The organism is Streptoalloteichus hindustanus (assembly GCF_900129375.1).
In the GTDB taxonomy this organism is placed as follows: domain Bacteria; phylum Actinomycetota; class Actinomycetes; order Mycobacteriales; family Pseudonocardiaceae; genus Streptoalloteichus; species Streptoalloteichus hindustanus.
In genome coordinates, this window is record NZ_FQVN01000009.1 from 163809 (window position 1) to 181676 (window position 17868).

Annotated in this window: 18 protein-coding genes; 9 read left to right on the forward strand and 9 right to left on the reverse strand. The window is 74.8% G+C overall.

The annotated features are described in order from the left end of the window. Positions 1–28 precede the first annotated feature (28 nt). Together BUE43_RS25380 and BUE43_RS25385 are read right to left on the reverse strand one after the other, a co-directional pair. Entirely contained in the window at positions 29–1306 is a 1278-nt protein-coding gene (locus tag BUE43_RS25380) for a sensor histidine kinase (protein ID WP_073487786.1), read from the reverse strand. A gap of 22 nt (positions 1307–1328) precedes the next feature. Then, the gene (locus tag BUE43_RS25385) at positions 1329–1997 is read right to left on the reverse strand and encodes a response regulator transcription factor (protein WP_073487789.1); all 669 of its coding nucleotides are present in this window, start codon (positions 1995–1997) and stop codon (positions 1329–1331) included. A 32-nt stretch (positions 1998–2029) separates the two neighbouring features. Here BUE43_RS25385 and hisN point away from each other — a divergent pair, with 32 nt between their 5' ends. After that, on the forward strand, positions 2030–2815 hold the full coding sequence (gene hisN, locus BUE43_RS25390; protein ID WP_073487791.1) for a histidinol-phosphatase: 786 nt from the start codon (positions 2030–2032) through the stop codon (positions 2813–2815). A 217-nt stretch (positions 2816–3032) separates the two neighbouring features. Here the strand turns inward: hisN and BUE43_RS25395 are convergent, their stop codons facing one another. The 4 genes from BUE43_RS25395 to BUE43_RS25410 are packed head-to-tail and all read right to left on the reverse strand — an operon-like array spanning position 3033 to position 7027. Beyond that, on the reverse strand, positions 3033–3305 hold the full coding sequence (locus BUE43_RS25395; RefSeq protein WP_073487793.1) for a hypothetical protein: 273 nt from the start codon (positions 3303–3305) through the stop codon (positions 3033–3035). Then, entirely contained in the window at positions 3302–6196 is a 2895-nt protein-coding gene (locus BUE43_RS35665) for a glycohydrolase toxin TNT-related protein (RefSeq protein ID WP_073487795.1), read from the reverse strand. The genes BUE43_RS25395 and BUE43_RS35665 overlap by 4 nt, the downstream gene beginning before the upstream one ends. A gap of 10 nt (positions 6197–6206) precedes the next feature. Beyond that, positions 6207–6533 (reverse strand): hypothetical protein, encoded by a 327-nt coding sequence (locus BUE43_RS25405; RefSeq protein ID WP_073487797.1) that lies wholly within the window; start codon positions 6531–6533, stop codon positions 6207–6209. Further along, on the reverse strand, positions 6530–7027 hold the full coding sequence (locus BUE43_RS25410) for a YbaB/EbfC family nucleoid-associated protein (RefSeq protein WP_073488108.1): 498 nt from the start codon (positions 7025–7027) through the stop codon (positions 6530–6532). Before BUE43_RS25410 ends, BUE43_RS25405 begins: the two co-directional genes overlap by 4 nt. 278 nt (positions 7028–7305) lie before the next feature. Here BUE43_RS25410 and BUE43_RS25415 point away from each other — a divergent pair, with 278 nt between their 5' ends. Further along, positions 7306–7770 carry a MaoC family dehydratase gene (locus BUE43_RS25415; RefSeq protein ID WP_073487799.1) on the forward strand — a complete coding sequence of 155 codons (465 nt, stop codon included), beginning with the start codon at positions 7306–7308 and terminating at the stop codon, positions 7768–7770. Here BUE43_RS25415 and BUE43_RS25420 read toward each other — a convergent pair. The 3 genes from BUE43_RS25420 to BUE43_RS25430 all read right to left on the reverse strand — a co-directional run bounded on the left by BUE43_RS25420 (position 7736) and on the right by BUE43_RS25430 (position 9920). Beyond that, positions 7736–8443 (reverse strand): adenosylcobinamide amidohydrolase, encoded by a 708-nt coding sequence (locus BUE43_RS25420; protein ID WP_456114875.1) that lies wholly within the window; start codon positions 8441–8443, stop codon positions 7736–7738. The genes BUE43_RS25415 and BUE43_RS25420 overlap by 35 nt on opposite strands. After that, entirely contained in the window at positions 8440–8970 is a 531-nt protein-coding gene (locus BUE43_RS25425) for a PH domain-containing protein (protein WP_073487802.1), read from the reverse strand. The genes BUE43_RS25420 and BUE43_RS25425 overlap by 4 nt, the downstream gene beginning before the upstream one ends. 107 nt (positions 8971–9077) lie before the next feature. Beyond that, a complete protein-coding gene (locus BUE43_RS25430; RefSeq protein ID WP_234995914.1) occupies positions 9078–9920 on the reverse strand; it encodes a biotin--[acetyl-CoA-carboxylase] ligase in 843 nt (280 codons plus the stop codon). Between the two features lie 79 nt (positions 9921–9999). Here BUE43_RS25430 and BUE43_RS25435 point away from each other — a divergent pair, with 79 nt between their 5' ends. From BUE43_RS25435 to BUE43_RS25465, 7 genes are all read left to right on the forward strand, one after another. Continuing rightward, positions 10000–11646, forward strand: a complete 1647-nt coding sequence (locus tag BUE43_RS25435) for an acyl-CoA carboxylase subunit beta (protein ID WP_073487804.1) — start codon at positions 10000–10002, stop codon at positions 11644–11646. Continuing rightward, positions 11643–11888, forward strand: coding sequence for an acyl-CoA carboxylase subunit epsilon (locus BUE43_RS25440; protein WP_234995915.1), 246 nt, complete (start codon positions 11643–11645; stop codon positions 11886–11888). Before BUE43_RS25435 ends, BUE43_RS25440 begins: the two co-directional genes overlap by 4 nt. Positions 11889–11950: 62 nt before the next feature. After that, positions 11951–12184, forward strand: a complete 234-nt coding sequence (locus BUE43_RS25445) for a DUF6364 family protein (protein ID WP_143174373.1) — start codon at positions 11951–11953, stop codon at positions 12182–12184. 260 nt (positions 12185–12444) lie between these two features. Continuing rightward, entirely contained in the window at positions 12445–14364 is a 1920-nt protein-coding gene (locus BUE43_RS25450; protein ID WP_073487808.1) for a Xaa-Pro dipeptidyl-peptidase, read from the forward strand. A gap of 177 nt (positions 14365–14541) precedes the next feature. Next, complete coding sequence (locus BUE43_RS25455) at positions 14542–15180, forward strand: PadR family transcriptional regulator (protein WP_073487810.1); 639 nt, start codon at positions 14542–14544, stop codon at positions 15178–15180. After that, entirely contained in the window at positions 15177–16871 is a 1695-nt protein-coding gene (locus BUE43_RS25460; protein WP_073487812.1) for an MFS transporter, read from the forward strand. The genes BUE43_RS25455 and BUE43_RS25460 overlap by 4 nt, the downstream gene beginning before the upstream one ends. A gap of 73 nt (positions 16872–16944) precedes the next feature. Further along, positions 16945–17586, forward strand: a complete 642-nt coding sequence (locus tag BUE43_RS25465; RefSeq protein ID WP_073487815.1) for a Maf family protein — start codon at positions 16945–16947, stop codon at positions 17584–17586. The last annotated feature ends 282 nt before the right edge of the window (positions 17587–17868 follow it).

Below are 17868 nucleotides of genomic sequence, written 5' to 3' on the forward strand. Positions count from 1 at the left end.
AGCGGGAGACCGCCGTCGCCTTCGGCGGTCAGCGCGGGGTCGCGTCGGCGCGCCAGGGAACGCCGAGCACGTCGTCGGCCCGCGCCACCCGCAGGAAGACCGAGAAGGTGGCCGGGCGCGGCGAGTTCAGCTCCAGCCGACCGCCGTCCGCCTCCACCAGCGCGCGGGCCAACGCCAGGCCGACCCCGGTCGAGCCCGCGCCCGACACGCCCCGCTCGAAGATGTGCGGCACCAGCTCGTCCGGCACCCCGGGGCCGGAGTCGGTGACCTCCACGACGACGGTGCCCTCCCCGCGCCGCGCGGACAACGTCACCGTCCCGCCGCCGTGCCGGAGGGCGTTGTCCAGCAGCACCCCGATCGCCTCGCGCAGCCGGGCACGCGTGGCCCTGGCCAGCAGCCCGGGCGGCACCCGCAGGCGCAGCACCCGGCCGCCGGCCCGCAGCGGCTCCCGCCAGTCCTCCCCGATCGCCGGCAGCTCCTCGGCGAGGTCGAGCGGCTCGGCGCCGACCTGACGCGCCGCCCGCGCCGAGGCCAGCAGCTCGTCGAGCGCGCCGGAGAGCCGTTCGGCCTGCTCCAACGCGGCCCGCGCCTCGTCGGCGGTGGCCGGCTCGGGGTGCGTCGCCAGCGCCTCCAGCCGGAGCTGGAGCGCGGTCAGCCGGCTGCGGAGCTGGTGCGAGACGTCGCCGACCAGGTTGCGCTCCCGCTGCAGGAGCTGGGCGAGCGCGGTCGCCGAGGCGTCCAGCGCCTCGGCCACCCGGTCCAGCTCGGCCACACCGTGCCGCTTCGCGTCGGGCCGGAAGTCGCCGGCGCCGAGCCGGGCGGCGCGCCGGGCCACGTGCCGCAGCGGCTCGGCCATGCGGTGCGCGGTGAGCGAGGCGACGATCATGCCGACGCCGACCGAGAGCACCACGAGCAGGCCCACGAGCAGGGCGACCTCGGTCTGGGAGTTCCGCAGCGGGCCGGACGGGGCGGACAGCTCCACCCGGCCCTCGTGCACGATCGGGACCGTCTCGACCAGGGCGTCGGGCCCGGGGTCGACGCCGTACCGCTCCTCGCCGGAGGTGCGCGAGGTGACCACCAGCCGGCCGCCCTGCGGCACGGCCAGCTTCACCTCCTCCAGGTTGACCTCGGCCAGGGTGGCGAGCTGGTTGTCCATCGTCGCCGCGATCTGCTGCGCGCGGTTCTTCAGCTCGGCCCTGGTGATGTCCTCGACCACCCGCATCGCGGTGTAGCCGAGGGGCAGGCCGAGGGCCACCGCGGTCACCAGGACCGCGAGGAGGGTCCCCAACAGGATTCGTCGCCGCAACGCCGGTCCCTCGCCGGTGGGGCTAGTCGGCGTTGAAGCGGAAGCCGACACCGCGGACCGTGGAGATGCGTCGTTCTCTGCCGTTGCCGTCACCGATCTTGCGACGCAGCCAGGAGATGTGCATGTCCAGGGTCTTGCTGGCCTTCAGCTCCGGGTCGTGCCACACCGTCGTGAGGATCTCGTCGCGGCTCACCACCTGCCCGGCGTGCTGGATCAGCACCCGCAGCAGCTCGAACTCCTTGTTCGCCAACTGCACCTCACGTCCGTCCACCTGCACGCGCCGCGCGGCCAGGTCCATGCGCACGCCGTTGACCTCGACCGCCTCAGGCATCCGCCGGCGCAGCAGGGCGCGGATGCGGGCCATCAGCTCGGCCAGGCGGAACGGCTTGGCCACGTAGTCGTCGGCGCCGGCGTCCAGGCCGACGACGAAGTCGACCTCGTCGGCGCGGGCGGTGAGCATGAGCACCGGGAGGTCCCGCCCGGCGCCGCGCAGCCGCCGGCACACCTCCAGCCCGTCCAGCTCGGGCAGGCCGAGGTCCAGCACCAGCAGGTCGGCCACCCCGTTCTCGGCCTCGCGCAGCGCGGCGGGACCGTCGCCGACCACGAGCACCTGGTAGCCCTCCCGCTGCAACGCCCGGGACAGGGGCTCGGCGATCGCCGGATCGTCCTCGGCCAGCAGCACCACGCTCACGGCGTCAAGAGTAGGCGTGCGAGCATGCCCCGGTGACCACCCTTGCCGAGGACCTGGACCTCGCCCTCCGGTTGGCGGACACGGCGGACGCGATCACGCTGGCCCGGTTCCGGGCCCGCGACCTGCGGGTGGAGCGCAAACCCGACCGCACGCCGGTGACCGACGCCGACGTCGCGGTCGAGGACGCGGTGCGGGTGGCCCTCGCCACGGAGCGGCCGGCGGACGCCGTCGCCGGCGAGGAGCGCGGCGGCGAGGTCGGCGCCGGGCGGGCGTGGGTGCTCGACCCGATCGACGGCACCAAGAACTTCCTGCGCGGGGTGCCCGCGTGGGCCACGTTGATCGCCCTGGTGGACGCCGGGACGCCGGTGGTGGGCGTGCTCTCGGCGCCGGCGCTGGGCCGGCGGTGGTGGGCAGCGCGCGGGGCTGGCGCCTGGACGAGCGACCTGGACGGCACGCGCCGCCGCCTCGCGGTATCCGGCGTCACCGAGCTCGGCGACGCCTACCTCTCCACCACCCACCTCGGCTCGTGGGTGGAGCACCACTCCCGGGAGTCCTATCTCGCCCTGGTCGACGCGTGCTGGGAGAACCGGGCGTTCGGCGACTTCTGGCAGCACTGCCTGGTGGCCGAAGGCGTGATCGACCTGGCGGCGGAGCCGATCGTCAACCCGTGGGACGTGGCGGCCGTCCAGGTCCTGGTCGAGGAGGCCGGCGGCCGGTTCACCGACCTCACGGGCACCCCCCGCTACGACACCGGGTCGGCGTTGTCGTCCAACGGCGTCCTCCACGACACGGCGCTGGACGTGCTCAAGGCGCGCTGAGCCACCGCGGCCAACAGGCCACTTGCCTTCCCTGAGGCCTGCGCGGCACCGCGCCCTGACGGCGAGCAGCGCTCCGCCCGCTGGAGGCTGTCCTCAAGGTCCCGTCACGCGTCTCCGGTCCCGGTCCCGGTCCCGGTCCCGGTCCCGAACAGCATCCCGTTGATCACCCGACGGACATCAGTCTCCGCTGAACCCCTGGACGGCAGGGCCCGGGGACTCACTCGGCCGGGCGGAGCTGCCCCCGCACGACCTGCGTCCACGCCAACCGGCCGAACAGGTAGAAGCAGGCGACCTGCTCGTTGGAGAAGCGGGCCCAGTCGTAGCGGTTGCCCTGCTCCCGCCAGTACACCTCCCAGGCCGGCTCGCCGTCCTCGCCGAGGTTGTCGTCCCGCACCAGGCACCAGGCGTCGTCGGCCTCAGCGCCGACCGACACCAGCCCGGGCGGCACGCCGAGGGACTCCAGCCAGCTCAGCACGGACTCCGCGTTCACGTCTGCCCCTCCGTCGCGACGCCCCGGCCGCCAGGCGCGGGCGCGTCGCCCCGCTCGCCCTGACCGCGCACGTCGTCCTGTCCTCCGCCCGGGGTGGCGCCCTCCCCGGGGCCCTCCGGCGCGATCTCCTCCAGGTAGCCCATCGCCACGAGCTCCGCGACCGGGTACGTGGCGCGGTAGCGGTCGCCGCCCCCGGGCTGCCCGAACCACGGGGCGGCCGTGGCCCGCCAGACCGGGAGCGCCCGCAGCACCCGGTAGCGGTGGTAACCGCGGTGCAGGTGCTCGGGCGGGAGGCAGCGGAACCGGAAGGGCGTGCCCGCCTCGGCCAACACCCGGCCCTCGGGTCCGCCGAAGCGGTCGAGCACGGCGCCCTCGTCCACCACCCACGGCTCGCCCGGCTCCAGGCCGCCCTCCGGGAACATCTCCGACGGCGGCCAGTTGTACTCCGCCTGCCGCCCGTTCGCCGGGTCGGCCGGCCGCACGAGGAACCGGCGTGGCCAGTCCCGGTCCGACACGTCGCCGAGGGGCTCGTAGTCGGCCGTGAGCGCCTGCACGTCCGGGTGGTCGAACGGCACGCCCGACCCGGGACGTGGCGCTACGTCGCCCGCCCGCGTGCGGCGCAGCGCCTCGGCGTCCTCGACCATGCCGGCCATCGGGTGATCCTGCGGCGCGAACCGCAGGCCCGACGCGAAGTCGGCCTCGGACGCCGGGGCGCGGAGCTGCCGCGCCGGCCGCGTCGCCACCTTCGGCATGTGCCCGATCGGGAACATGTGCAGGTAGAAGGCCATGACCTGCTCGTCCCGCCGGCCGGGCCGGGTCGGCGGACCGTCGGTCGCGGCGGGCGGGGCGTGCGGCGCCAGCTCCCACGGCTGCCCCGGGTAGGGGACGGCAGGACCAGGGACCGAGCCGAACGGCGCGCCGGGGCCGGCCGCGAGCCCGTAGGGGCCGGCGGGCGCACCCGGTCCGGCTGGGGAGTCACCACCGGAATGCGGTACTCCGGCGTGCGGCGGGTTGGCGGGCGCCCCTGGCACCGGTGGCCCCCCGACGCCGGGCTGCGGCACGCCCGGGTGGTGGCCGCCGACCGGGGGCCTGCCCGGGGAAGCCTGGCCCACTGCCGGCTGCTGGGGCGACGGCGCTCCGGGGCTCGGCTGGGCGTTCGCCGAGATCAGCGGAGGGGTCGGCCCCGGCGCGGGGGCTGGCACGGCCGGCGCGGTGAACGCCGGCGGCCGCCCGACCTGACGCAGATCGACACCCGGCCGTTCGGCGGGAAGGCCGGGTCGTTCCACCGGAACGCCCGGACGGTCCACAGGAACAGGGGGGCGTTGTTGTCCCGGCTGCGCGGGCTGCTGCACCGGAAGCGGCGCGCCCCCGGGCCGCTGACCAGCAGCGGGCGGGTTCCCACCGACAACCCCGCCCGCGGGCTGCTGTCCAGCGCCGAGTCCGCCGGGCTGAGCCCCAGCCCCAGCACCGGCACCAGCGCCCACACCAGACGGGACGGCACCACCACCGAGACCGGCGCCACCCACGGAGCCAACACCCCCGAGGCCACCACCCGCCACCGGTCCGAGCGCGGCCCCTGGCGGGCCCACCGGAACGCCCTGCGCCGGTCCGCCCGGAGGCACCGCGCCACCCGCCGGCCCGGCCGGTGCCAGATCGACGGGAGGAACCACCGCCTGAGCCGGCACGCCGGCGGAGACGTTCGCCCAGGCCTGGCCCACCACGGCGGGCGTCTCGACCGGGGCCGACGCGGGCGGTCCCTCGCCGAGCCGGTTCCCGCCGCCGTGGCCACCGCCCAGGCCGGGTCCACCTCCCGGTCCGTGACCGCCGCCCGGTCCCGGTCCGCCCCCCAGCCCGGGTTCGCCCGGACGCGTGGCGGGCCCATCCGTGGCGTGGGGCCCGAGCGCTCCGGCCACCTCGCCCACCCGCTGGTCCACGCCGCGCACGACGGCGGCCACCCCGGGCACCGGGCCGGTGCTGTCCGGGTCGATCCGGCGGAGATCCGCCGGACCCCGGCCTCGCCCCGGCCCCTGTTCGTCTCCGAGCGACAGGTCGTCGGCCGGGCCGGGCACCGGCCCGAGGGAGCCCCTCGCCTGGTCGAGACCGTGTAGACCGTGTGCCGCGCCTTGCGTGACCGCGTCCGCGCCGGTGCGCGCTGCCCCCACTCCGAGCTCGACGGCTCCGCCCGCGGCACCCCTGGCAGCTCCCAGCGCGGTGTCCGTGACGCCGACGGCAGTGTCGGCACTGCCCGCCACAGCGCCCTGTGCGCTGTCGAGGGTCTGGTGCAGCACCCGCTCACCACCACCGACAAGCCCCTCGACGAGCCCGGGCGCCCCACCGGCGGCTCCCTGGCCGTGCGGCGACACCGGCAACGCCAGGTCCGCGACGCTCACCCCGCTCCCGGGCTGGACCGCCCTCGTGAGCACGTCGTGCAGCGCGGCGACGTTGGTCGCCGTCCCGCGCACGGCGGTGTCCAGGCCGAGCAGGGCGTGCGGGTGGCCAGCCGACGCCGCCTGCTCGGCCGCGTCCCGGTTCCTGGCCAGGCCGACGAGCTGGCGCACCATCTCGACCTTGGCCGCGCCCACCTGGTCGGCGGCGTGCTCCAGGCGGTCCGCGGCGGCGTGGCAGTCCCTGGCCACGGCCGACAGGTGGCCGGTGTCCGGCGCGACGAACTCCTCCCAGTGCTGGCGCGCGGCCCGCGCGGCGTCGCCGTCGATGGCGCCCGCCGCCTCCCGCGCCACCCCGTCGGCGTCCCGGGACAGGCCGCTGATCCGAGACGCGGCGGTGCGCCACGCCCTCGCCTGCTCCCGCATGGCGTCCTCGTCGGCCCGCGGCCACCGCACGCCGGCCGCGGCGGCGACGTCGGCGAGCTCCGCCGGCAGCTCGATGCCCATCGCCCGCCTCCTAGCGCCCGTGGCCGACCGCGCGGGCGGCGTCGAGCGCCGCGTCCTCGGCCGCGCGGTAGTCGCGCGCGGTGGCGGCGAACCGCTCGCCGACCGCGCCGAGCTGACCGGCCAGGGCGGTGAGCCGGCCCACGGTGTCGCCGGCCGGCCCCTCGTGCCCGGCCGCGAAGCTCCGGCCGATCTCGTCGCCGCCCCAGCAGGCGCCCGTGGCGGCCAGGGTCGCGGCCAGCTCCTCGGCGATCGCGCCCGCCCGTCCGGCCAACCCCTCGAACTGGCGGGCGCGGTCGGCGAGCAGCTCGTGGTCCGCGCGGAACCCGTCTGCGCTCACGCCGGCCTCCCCCCGTGCGAGGACTGCAACCAGGTGCGGTCCGTGTTGTCGGTCTCGTCCAGGTCGTGGCCGTCGGCCCGGTGCCGGCCGGTCGGGGCGGACGCCGGCCCGGCCGGCCCCGGTTCGTCCCGCCCCAGCTCCTCGGGCCGCAGGTCGCCGGTGCCGGCGAGCACCGCGCCCGGGTCGGCGTCGACGGGCAGCAGCTCGGCGACGGTCCGCTCGGAGCGCTCGGCGGCCGACGCGGCGGCGGACGCCACGAGCCGCACGACGAGTCGGGCCAACGCGTCCGGGCGGTGCCGCCGGTAGGCGTCGTCGGTGAAGGTCAGGTCGACGAGGGCGCCGCCGGGGCCCACTGTCGCGGTGACGGCGCCGTCCTCGCTGGTGGCGGATTCCCGGACGGTCGCGAGAGCGCGGTGCACGGAGGCCAGCCGCTCGCGGTCGCGTCGGTAGGACGCGAGCAGCTCCTCCACCTGGGCGTGGTGGTCGGTCGGCACGGCCACCTCCGGTCTGACGGGCTACCAGGCATGGACACGGGTCGGCTGTTCGACGCCGAAACCGGGGGGTTTGGTTCCGCCGCGGACGGGGAATTCCGCCGACCGTGCCGGCTGTCCCCCGATCGGACGAGTCGGCGGAGAACAGAAGTGAGTAAGGTAAGCCTTACCTAACTTCCGCAGACCCTTCACTGCGGGGCGGGCGCGACGCCCCCGAGGCCGCGCCCGTCCCGCGATTTCTCCCCTCCCGTCACCCGGTCGTCGGATGCCAGGATCGGGCCGTGGCCCACTACGCCTTCGAGGACCTGACCCCCGGCCGGACCGTCGACCTCGGCGAGGTCGTCGTCGACCGGGAGGAGATGCTCGCCTTCGCCCGCCGGTTCGACCCGCAGCCGTTCCACCTCGACGAGGAGGCCGGCCGGCGCTCGGTGCTCGGCGGCCTGGCCGCGTCCGGTTGGTTCACCGCGTCCCTCTGGATGCGCGCGTACTTCGACCACGTGCTCGCCGACTCCACCTCCCAGGGCTCGCCAGGGGGCAAGGAGCTGTCCTGGCTGGCCCCGGTCTTCGCCGGCGACGTGCTGCGCTGCCGGCTGGAGGTCCTCTCCGCCCGCCGCTCCCGCAGCCGCCCCGGCCTGGGCCTGGTCGAGATCACCGGCACCGCGAACCGCGCCACCGAGGACGGCGGCGAGGAGTGCGTGCTGCGGTTCACCTTCATCGGCCTGTTCGGCACCGCCGGACCGGAGTGACGGGCCGGGCGGTCAGGCCGGCCGGAACCTGGGGTCCGGCACCGCCAGACCGGCCCTGACCGCCCCGTGCACCGCCCTGGCCAGCGCCGACCCGACCCGCGACCGGGGGCCGCCGTAGGACTCGGCGGGCCCCGAGGTCGGGCACAGCAGCACCACGGCGTCGGTGCAGGTCCCGGTGCCGGGAACGCGCGTCGAACAACGCCTGCGCCTTGGCCTCGGCCACGGTCGCGACCGCGTTGACCAGGGCCGCCTCGGTCAGCCGGACCGGGAGCCAGCACACCGCGTTGATGGTGCCGGCGACGAGCTGGTCCGCCGGCGCGGTCGCCGGCGCGGCGGCCCACACCGGGTAGCCCACGCCGGTCGTGACGTCGGCCCGGACGCCCTGGTCGGACACCGACACCACGTGCCGCACGTCGACCGCGGTCAGCAGGCCGGAGCCGGGCCCGCGCAACCCGAGCCCCGCGGCCAGCTCCGCGACGTGCGCGTCCGGGTCCTCCCGGTCGTAGTCCCGCCACACGGTGGCGTTCAGCACCCACCGCCGCCGGCCCAGCCCACCGCCGTGCGGCCCGGAGGAGATCGCCAGCCACGGCCGGTCGCACCGCCAGGCCAGCAGGGGCCGCCCCTCCGCCCACGCCAGCGCGGCCGCCGGCGGCACGGGGCGCCGCGCGCTCACGAGCGGCGCGGCTGGTGGCCGGCGTGCGGGTAGAAGTCGTCGTCGGGGTTGTCGTTGACCTCCCGGTAGAGCAGCGAGTGCACCTGCTCCACGTGCGGGATGTCGTCGAACTCGATCGGCTCGTCCGAGGCGGACTCGATCACCAGGGTGCCGCAGCCGAAGACCCGGTCGATCAGGCCGTGCTGGAAGCGCACGCTGTTGATCCGCGACATCGGGATGTCGATCCCGCTGCGGCTCAGCACGCCCTCCCGGTACATGACGCGCTGCGTCGTGACCACGAAGTGGGTCGTGCGCCAGCGGACCAGGGGGACGAGCGAGAGCCACACGACGAGCAGGCCGCCCAGCGCGCCGAGCCCGATCCAGCCGGCGACGTGCCAGGACAGGTCGCTGACCAGTCCCGCCAGGTAGAGCCCGGCTCCGACCAGGAGCAGGAAGGCGAGCACGGGGGCGACCAGGGTCTTCCAGTGCGGGTGCTTGTGCACCACGACCAGCTCACCGTCACTGAGCAGACTGTCGGGGTAGGCCACGACGCTCCCTCCGGGTACCGACGCACCCTCCTGGGGCGCTCACGGTACCCGGGAAGGGGTGCCCCGTCCGGGGAGGACGAGCCGGTTCGGCGACGTGATCCGCCGCGCTACCCGACCGGCCGAACGTGCACGACGTCGCCCGCGGAGACCGGCACCAGCGTGCCCGAGGCCTCGCGGACCACCAAGCGGCCGTCCGCGTCCACGTCGACGGCCGTGCCGTGCAGCATCACGCCGTCCGGCAGCTCGACCCGCACCTGCTGGCCGACGGTGGCGCAGACCTGCCGGAACGCGGCCTGGAGCCCGCCGCCCACCGGGTCGCCGGCCGCCTCCCGCCACTGCGCCTCGGCGGTGGCCAGGTGCCGGAGGAAGGCGATCGCGACCTGCTCCCTGCTCACCCCGGTCACCCCCTCCACCGCCAGCGAGGTCGCCCGCAGCCCGCCGGGGCCGGTGACCAGCTCGTCGACGCGGTGGCTGACGTTGAGCCCGACCCCGACCACCACGGCCGGCTCGGGCTGGACGGCGACGACCTCCGCGAGCACGCCGGCGCACTTGGCCCGGTTCGGCCCGACCAGCAGGTCGTTGGGCCACTTCACCCTGGCCTCGACCCCGGTCAGCTCGTCGATCACCTCGGCCAGCACCAGCCCGGTGAGCAGCGGCAACCAGGCCAGCCTCGGCACCGGCACCCCGCGGGGCCGCCACAGGACGCTGAGGTAGAGGCCGGCGCCCCTCGGCGAGGTCCAGCTCCGCTGCTGCCGGCCCCTGCCGGCCGTCTGCTCCTCGGCGATCAGCACCGTCCGGTCCGCGGCTCCGGCCCGCGCCGCCTCGGCCAGGTCGCTGTTGGTGGACCCCGTCCGGTCCACCACGTCCAGCGCGGCCCAGCGGTTCTGGTCGACCAGCTGCTCGCGCAGCACCTCGGCCCGCAGCGGGGCGCGCACCACGTCCGTCGTCACGCCCACAGCCTGACCGAGCCGCGTGACGTGGGCAACGCGGACGCGGCGGCCCTTCCCACCGTGGCTACGCTGCGAGGCCGTGAGCAGCGCGACGGAGCCGATCGGCCAGCCCCCGGCTGTGTCCGACCCCCAGCCGGACATCCACACCACCGCCGGCAAGCTCGCCGACCTCTACCGGCGCGACGACGAGGCGGTGCACGCGGGCTCGGCCCGGGCGGTGGAGAAGCAGCACGCCAAGGGCAAGAAGACCGCCAGGGAGCGGATCGACCTGCTGCTCGACCCTGGCTCGTTCGTGGAGCTGGACGAGCTGGCGCGGCACCGCTCGACCAACTTCGGCCTGGAGCGCACCCGGCCCTACGGCGACGGCGTGGTCACCGGCTACGGCACCGTCGACGGCCGGCCGGTGTGCGTGTTCAGCCAGGACGTCACCGTCTTCGGCGGCAGCCTGGGCGAGGTCTACGGCGAGAAGATCGTCAAGGTGATGGACCTCGCCCTGAAGACCGGCTGCCCGATCGTCGGCATCAACGAGGGCGGCGGCGCGCGCATCCAGGAGGGCGTGGTCTCGCTCGGCCTCTACGGGGAGATCTTCCGGCGCAACACGCACGCCTCCGGCGTGATCCCGCAGATCTCGCTGATCATGGGTCCGTGCGCGGGCGGCCACGTGTACTCGCCGGCGCTCACCGACTTCACGGTCATGGTCGACAAGACCTCGCACATGTTCATCACCGGCCCGGACGTCATCAAGACGGTGACCGGCGAGGACGTCGGCTTCGAGGAGCTCGGCGGCGGCCGGACGCACAACACGAAGTCCGGCAACGCGCACCACCTGGCCGCGGACGAGGACGACGCCATCTCCTACGTCAAGGAGCTGCTGTCGTTCCTGCCGTCGAACAACCTGTCCGAGGCCCCGGTGTTCGACGCCGGCGCGGAGGCCGGCTCGATCGCGGAGAACCTCACCGACTCCGACCGCGAGCTCGACACCCTCGTCCCGGACTCGGCCAACCAGCCGTACGACATGCACGAGGTCATCACCCGCGTGCTCGACGACGGCGAGTTCCTGGAGGTCCAGCCGCTGTTCGCGCCCAACATCGTGGTCGGCTTCGGCCGCGTCGAGGGCCGCAGCGTGGGCGTGGTGGCCAACCAGCCCACCCAGTTCGCCGGCTGCCTGGACATCGACGCCAGTGAGAAGGCCGCCCGGTTCGTGCGCACCTGCGACGCGTTCAACATCCCGGTGCTGACCTTCGTGGACGTGCCCGGCTTCCTGCCCGGCACCGACCAGGAGTGGAACGGCATCATCCGGCGCGGCGCGAAGCTGATCTACGCCTACGCCGAGGCCACGGTCCCGCTGGTCACCGTGATCACCCGCAAGGCCTACGGCGGCGCGTACGACGTCATGGGGTCCAAGCACCTCGGCGCCGACCTCAACCTGGCGTGGCCGACCGCGCAGATCGCCGTCATGGGCGCGCAGGGCGCCGCGAACATCGTGCACCGCAAGCGGCTGACCGAGGCCGCGCAGCGGGGCGAGGACGTGGAGGCGCTGCGGGCCGAGCTCCAGCAGGAGTACGAGGACACGCTGTGCAACCCGTACGTGGCCGCCGAGCGCGGCTACGTGGACACGGTGATCCCGCCCTCGCACACCAGGGGCCACATCGCCCGCGCGCTGCGCGTGCTGAAGGAGAAGCGGGAGACGTTGCCGCCCAAGAAGCACGGGAACATCCCGCTGTGACCGGGAGCGAGGCCGTGGACGAACAGCCGAGGCGACCCCTGCTGCGCGTGGTGCGCGGCGCCCCCGACGACGTCGAGCTGGCCGCGCTCACCGCGGTCGTCGCCGGGCTGGCCTCGGCGGGCGCGGACGCGGGCACGACCAGCCCCCGCCCGCGCTCGACCTGGGCCGACCCGGCCGCCCGCCTGCGGCACCCCCCGCGTCCCGGCCCCGGAGCCTGGCGCGCCTCCGCCCTGCCGCGCTGACCCCACGACCACCCCACGTGGACCACGTGAGAGTCACGTGGTCCACGTGGAGCAATACGGGCATGGCAAAGCAGAATCTGACAGTTCAACTCGACGAGGACGTCATCCGCCGCGCCAAGGCTGCGGCAGCCAGACGGGGGATGTCCCTGAGCAGCCTGATCGCCCGAGACGTCCGGGCGATCGAGGAGTCCGACGAGCGCTACGAGCGGGCGAAGCAGGTCGCCTTCGACGCGCTGGCCAACGCCGTCGACCGCGGGGGACGGAGCTGGCGCCGAGAGGATCTTCACGACCGGTGACTGAGCCTGAACTGACGTTCGTCGACACAAACGTCCTCGTTCACGCACACAATCCACATGATCCTGTGTGTTCCTCAGTCGCGCGCGCGTTGCTCGAAACACTCTGGACCAGTCGCTCGGGAGTCCTCAGCACCTCGTCGCGAACCCGTTCGCCTGATCATCCGACGAGGTCCCGACGATCGGATCTGCCGGCGGCGTGATCACTCCCCGTAGCGTCCCGAACACCCTGCTGTGGGAGGTGTTCGGTGCGTCGACTCTTCATGGGACTCGTCGCCCTCGCGGCACTGCTCTCGACCCTGGTCGTCCCAGCGGCCGCCGCCACGTCGGCGGCGTTCGCGGTCCGGGACGGGGTGAGCCAGCCGATCCACGACTTCGGCAAGGCCGTGCGGGAGACCGTGTGGGTGGACATCGGCCTCGACGGTGACCGGGACGGGGTGTCGGACCGGGTCGCCGCCGACATCATCCGGCCCCGGGAGCCCGCCAGCCGGGGCCAACGGGTTCCGGTGGTCATGGATGCCAGCCCCTACTACTCGTGTTGCGGGCGCGGCATGGACAGCGAGCGCAAGACCTACGACTCGGCCGGGCGCCCGGTGGGCTTCCCGCTGTACTACGACAACTACTTCGTGCCCCGCGGCTACGCCGTCGTGCTGGTCGACCTCTCCGGCACCAACCGGTCGGAGGGCTGCGTGGACGTCGGCGGTCGCTCCGACATCGCCTCGGCGAAGGCGGTGGTGGACTGGCTGAACGGCCGCGCCCGGGGTTACGACGCGCGCTCGGGCGGACGGCCGGTGCGGGCGAGCTGGGCCTCCGGGGCGACCGGGATGATCGGGAAGTCCTACGACGGCACGATCGCCAACGGGGTCGCGGCCACCGGCGTCGACGGGCTGCGCACGATCGTGCCCATCGGCGCGATCAGCTCCTGGTACGACTACTACCGCTCCGACGGCGTCTCGTTCGGCCACGACCCGGTCGGCCTGGCGCAGCGAGTGGAGGAGAACGGCGGCCGGCGCGACTGCCGCGCCGTGAAGAGCCAGCTCGTCGCCGGGGCGCCGAAGAACGGCGACTTCACTCCACTGTGGACGGAGCGGGACTACGTCCGGCACGCCGACCGGGTGCGGGCCAGCGTCTTCGCGGTGCACGGCCTCGGCGACCTGAACGTCAAGACCATCCACTTCGGACAGTGGTGGGACGCCGTCGCCAGGAGCGGGGTGGCCAGGAAGGTCTGGCTGGGCCAAGCGGGGCACGTCGACCCGTTCGACTTCCGCCGGGCGGAGTGGGTGCGCACGCTGCACCGGTGGTTCGACCGGTGGCTGCTGGGCGTGGACAACGGGATCGAGCGGGAGCCCTCGGCCAGCGTGGAGCGGCAACCGGACCAGTGGGTCGACGAGCCGAGCTGGCCCGCGCCCGGCGTCGCCCCGGTCACGCTGCACCCCCGGTCAGGAGACACCCCGGGGCTGGGCCGGCTGGACACCGAGGCGGCCGCCGAGGGCGCCACCGAGACGTTCACGGACGACCCGCGACAGGACGAGTTCGACTGGGCGCTCGACCCCGACCAGTCGTCCTCGGCCCGGGTGCTGTTCAGCACCGGCCCGCTGACGAAGGACCTCCGGGTGGCCGGGACCGGTCAGGTCACGGTGACCGTCACGTCGTCGACGCCGACCGCCCACGTGTCCGCCGCGCTCGTGGACTACGGGCCGGCGACCATCCGGGACTACCTGGCCAGCGGCGAGGGAATCCGGCCGCTCGACACGCGGTCGTGCTGGGGAGCGGACCGGCAGGGCGACAGCGCCTGCTACCGCGACACCGCCGCCACGACCAAGGAGGTCGACCTGGAGGTGTTCGCCAGGGGGTGGGCCGACATCGCCAACCACGCCTCCCTGGAGAAGGGCGAGCCGCTGCGCCCCGGTCAGCCGTACACGATGACGTTCCGGCTCTCCACCACCGACCACGTGGTGCCCGCCGGCCACCGGCTCGCGGTGGTGGTGGGCGGCACCGACGGCCGGTTCGTCGTCGCGCCGGCCCAGCCGCCGGAGGTGTCGCTCGACCTCGCGGGCACCTCCGTCCGCCTGCCGGTCCTCGGCGGACCTCCGGAGGCCGGCGCCCCGGCCGGGCCGCTCCGGGTCGACCCCGGGCGGGTGCTCGCGAAGCCGGACGTCCGCGTCAACCGGGACACGAACTGACCCCGCGCTGACGAACCCGAGGCCGGCGTGGCGCCCGTTCTCCGGCGCCATGCCGGCCTCGTCCTTTTCGCGCGCGTGACACGCGCCACAGCTCGCGCCGCACATCCCGGGGCGCCATCCTCTCGCCATATAGTCCGCGTGGAGCATTCCACTTCGACTGATCGACATGGAGTCCAGATGGACGAGCCAGCCGAGCGGGCGCTGTCACCGCTCGCGATGGCGGTGCTGGAGCTGCTGCACGAGCGCTCGATGCACCCCTACGAGATCCAGCAGACGATGCGCGAGCGGCAGACGGCGGAGCGGCGGATCGTCAAGGTCCGCGTCGGCTCGCTGTACCACACGATCGAGCGACTGGAGCGGTTCGCGCTGGTCGAGGCCGTGGAGACCACGCGGGAGGGCCGCCGGCCGGAGCGCACGGTCTACCGGATCACCGACGCCGGCCGGGAGGCCTTCGCCGACCGGCTCACCCGGATGGTGGCGTTGTCCGCCGACGAGTACCCGGAGTTCCTGATGGCGGTGGCGTTCCTGCACCAGCTCGACCAGGAGCTCGCGGTCCAGAAGCTGCGGGTGCGCCGGACGCACCTGGCCGGCGAGCTCGCCACGCTGCGCGCCGTGAGCTCGTGCCTGGCCGACGACGTCTCGGAGCGGATGTACTGGCTGGACGTCGACTACCGGGTCGCCATGCGCGAGGCGGAGCTGGCGTGGGTGACCGAGACCCTGGACCGGATCGAGGACGGCGACCTGCGGTGGCCGGCGAGCTCCCCCGCCCTGAGCCCCGGGGGCGGCCCGGACACCACGCCGGAGGACGAGCGGTGACCGGGAGCAGGAACCCGTGGGCGGTGCTCGGCGCGCTCTGCCTCGGCTTCTTCATGATCATGCTGGACGGCACGATCGTGAACATCGCGATGCCGGCGATGCTGACCGACCTGGGATCGTCCCTGGACGAGATCCTCTGGGTGGTCAACGTCTACGTGCTCACCGGCGCGGTGCCGCTGATCGTCGCCGGCCGGCTGGGCGACCGGTACGGACCCAAGCGGCTGTACCTGGCCGGCCTGCTGGTCTTCACCGCGGCCTCGGCGTGGTGCGGGTTCGCCGGCGGTGTCGGCGAGCTGATCGCCGCCCGCGCGGCGCAGGGCGTGGGCGCGGCGCTGCTGACCCCGCAGACCTCGGTCTTCGTCGCGACGCTGTTCCCGCCGAACCGCCGGGGCGCGGCCTTCGGCCTGTGGAGCGGGGTCGCCGGCGTGGCGACGCTGGCCGGGCCGCTGGTGGGTGGGGTGCTGGTGACCCACCTGAGCTGGGAGTGGATCTTCTTCGTCAACGTGCCGGTCGGCGTCGTCGGCCTGGCGCTGGCCGCGGTCGTGGTGCCCGACCTGCGCCCCGGGACCGCGCACAGCTTCGACCTGCCCGGGCTCCTGCTGGTCACCTCCGGGCTGCTCGCGGTCACCTTCGGCCTGCTGGAGGGCGAGCGCTACCACTGGGGTGCGGTTGTCGGACCGCTGAGCATCCCGCTGATCCTCGGCGTCGGCGTGCTCCTGCTCCTGCTCTTCGTCGTGCAGCAGCGCCGCAACCGGCGGGAACCGCTCGTGCCAATGGCGTTGTTCGCGCACCGGAACTTCGGACTGGCCAACGCCGTGGGGCTCGGCGTCGGCTTCGCGATGGTCGGCCTGATGCTGCCGATGACCCTCTACCTCCAGTCGGTGCTCGGCCTGTCCGCGATCACCGCCGGGCTGGTCAGCGCCCCGTCGTCGGTGGTGGCCGGCCTGGTCGGACCGGTGGTCGGCCGGCTCGCCGACCGCGTCGGCGGCAAGTACCTGCTGATGTTCGGGCTGGTCGCCTTCGCGACGGGGTACGGGATCATCGCCGCGACGGCCGAGCCGGGCAGCAACCCGTGGTCGTTCCTGCCCGCGCTCATCCTGGGCGGCATCGGCGTCGGGTGCGTGTTCACCCCGATGGCCAACGTCGCGATGGGCGCGATGGACAAGCGCCTCGCCGGCTCGGCGTCCGGCGTCTTCAACACCACCCGGCAGGTGGGCAGCGTGCTCGGCGGCGCCGCGGTGGGCGCCCTGTTGCAGGCCCGCCTGGTGAGCTCGTTGCACGAGGAGGCGGTCGCCCGGTCCGGCCAGCTCCCGGAGGCGGTGCGGCAGCGGTTCGTCGAGGGGGTGGACCACCTCGCCTCGGGCGGGGTGGAGATCGGCGGGGCCGCCCCGAAGCCCCCGGCCGACCTGCCACCCGACGTGGCCGAGACGCTCGGCCGCCTCGGGACCGAGGTGTTCCAGCACGGGTTCGTCACGGCCATGCGCCACACCGTCCTGCTGCCGCTCGGCGTCGTCCTGGTCGCCGCGCTCTGCTGTCTCGGGATGGCGCGCCGATCACGGCCCGGCCAGCCGGGCCAGCCGGGCGCGGCCGCCGAAGCCAGCGAGGCCGGTGCGGCTGGCGAGGACGGCCAGGACGGCGGAACCACCGCGGCCAAGCCGTCCCCCGCGGCCAGCCCGTCCCCCGCGTCCTGACCCGGGGCCACCGCGGCCGGGCGCGCTCCCCCTTCGGCGGGCGCGCCCGGCCGGGCTCGTAGGCTCGTCAGCCATGCGCCTGGTGCTCGCTTCGGCATCCCCCGCCCGGTTGGCCGTGCTCCGCGCGGCCGGCGTCGACCCCGTGGTCGTCGTCTCCGGCGTCGACGAGGACGCGGTCGCGGCGACGCTGACCGACCCCACCCCGGACGAGCTGGTGACCGCCCTGGCCGCGGCCAAGGCGGCGGCGGTCGTCGCAGGGGCCGCGGCAGAGCACCCGGACGCCGTGGTCGTCGGCTGCGACTCGATGCTCGCGGTCGACGGGCCGGACGGCACGGAGGTCGTCGGCAAGCCGGGCAGCGTCGAGCGGGCGCGCGAGCGGTGGGGCCGGGTGGCCGGGCGGACCGGCCAGCTGGTCACCGGGCACGCGGTAGTGCGGCTGCGGGACGGCGTCGTGGCCGCCGAGGCCGGCGGCAGCGAGCGCACCGTGGTGCGGTTCGGCGAGCCGACGGACGCCGAGCTCGACGCCTACCTCGCGACCGGCGAGCCGCTCGCGGTGGCCGGCGGCTTCACGCTCGACGGCTACGGCGGCTGGTTCGTCGAGGGGGTCGACGGCGACCCGTCGAGCGTGATCGGCATCAGCCTGCCGCTCACCCGGCGCCTGCTCGCCCAGGTGGGTGTGAGCGTGGTCGACCTGTGGCGGCCGACCGCCTCCTGAGGCGGCACGGCATCCCCGTCCGGGCGGACAGAACCCCACACGAGCGGACGGACGGGGACGACGGCACCCCCGGACGCGCCGGGGTCGCGCCCCCGCACCGGCTCCCGCCGGTCCGCCTTTCGATGCGCGTCCGCCCTCCGATACCTCCGGACCAGGGCAAACCGGGCAAGCCCGCGGGGATCATCCCGAGGAGTGAGCGCTACCACAGGTCAGCCAAGATCAACTACAGTGAGTGAGCGTTATCACCCGTAAGCAGGTACGGGAACAGTCAACCAACGCTTA

Bases quoted from the DNA above. Each gene is read 5' to 3' on its own strand.
- BUE43_RS25445 (WP_143174373.1), top strand. From the start codon at position 11,951: ATGGCAAAGCAGAATCTGACAGTTCAACTCGACGAGGACGTCATCCGC.
- BUE43_RS25450 (WP_073487808.1), top strand. From the start codon at position 12,445: ATGGGACTCGTCGCCCTCGCGGCACTGCTCTCGACCCTGGTCGTCCCA.
- BUE43_RS35665 (WP_073487795.1), bottom strand. From the start codon at position 6,196: ATGGGCATCGAGCTGCCGGCGGAGCTCGCCGACGTCGCCGCCGCGGCC.
- BUE43_RS25455 (WP_073487810.1), top strand. From the start codon at position 14,542: ATGGACGAGCCAGCCGAGCGGGCGCTGTCACCGCTCGCGATGGCGGTG.
- BUE43_RS25465 (WP_073487815.1), top strand. From the start codon at position 16,945: ATGCGCCTGGTGCTCGCTTCGGCATCCCCCGCCCGGTTGGCCGTGCTC.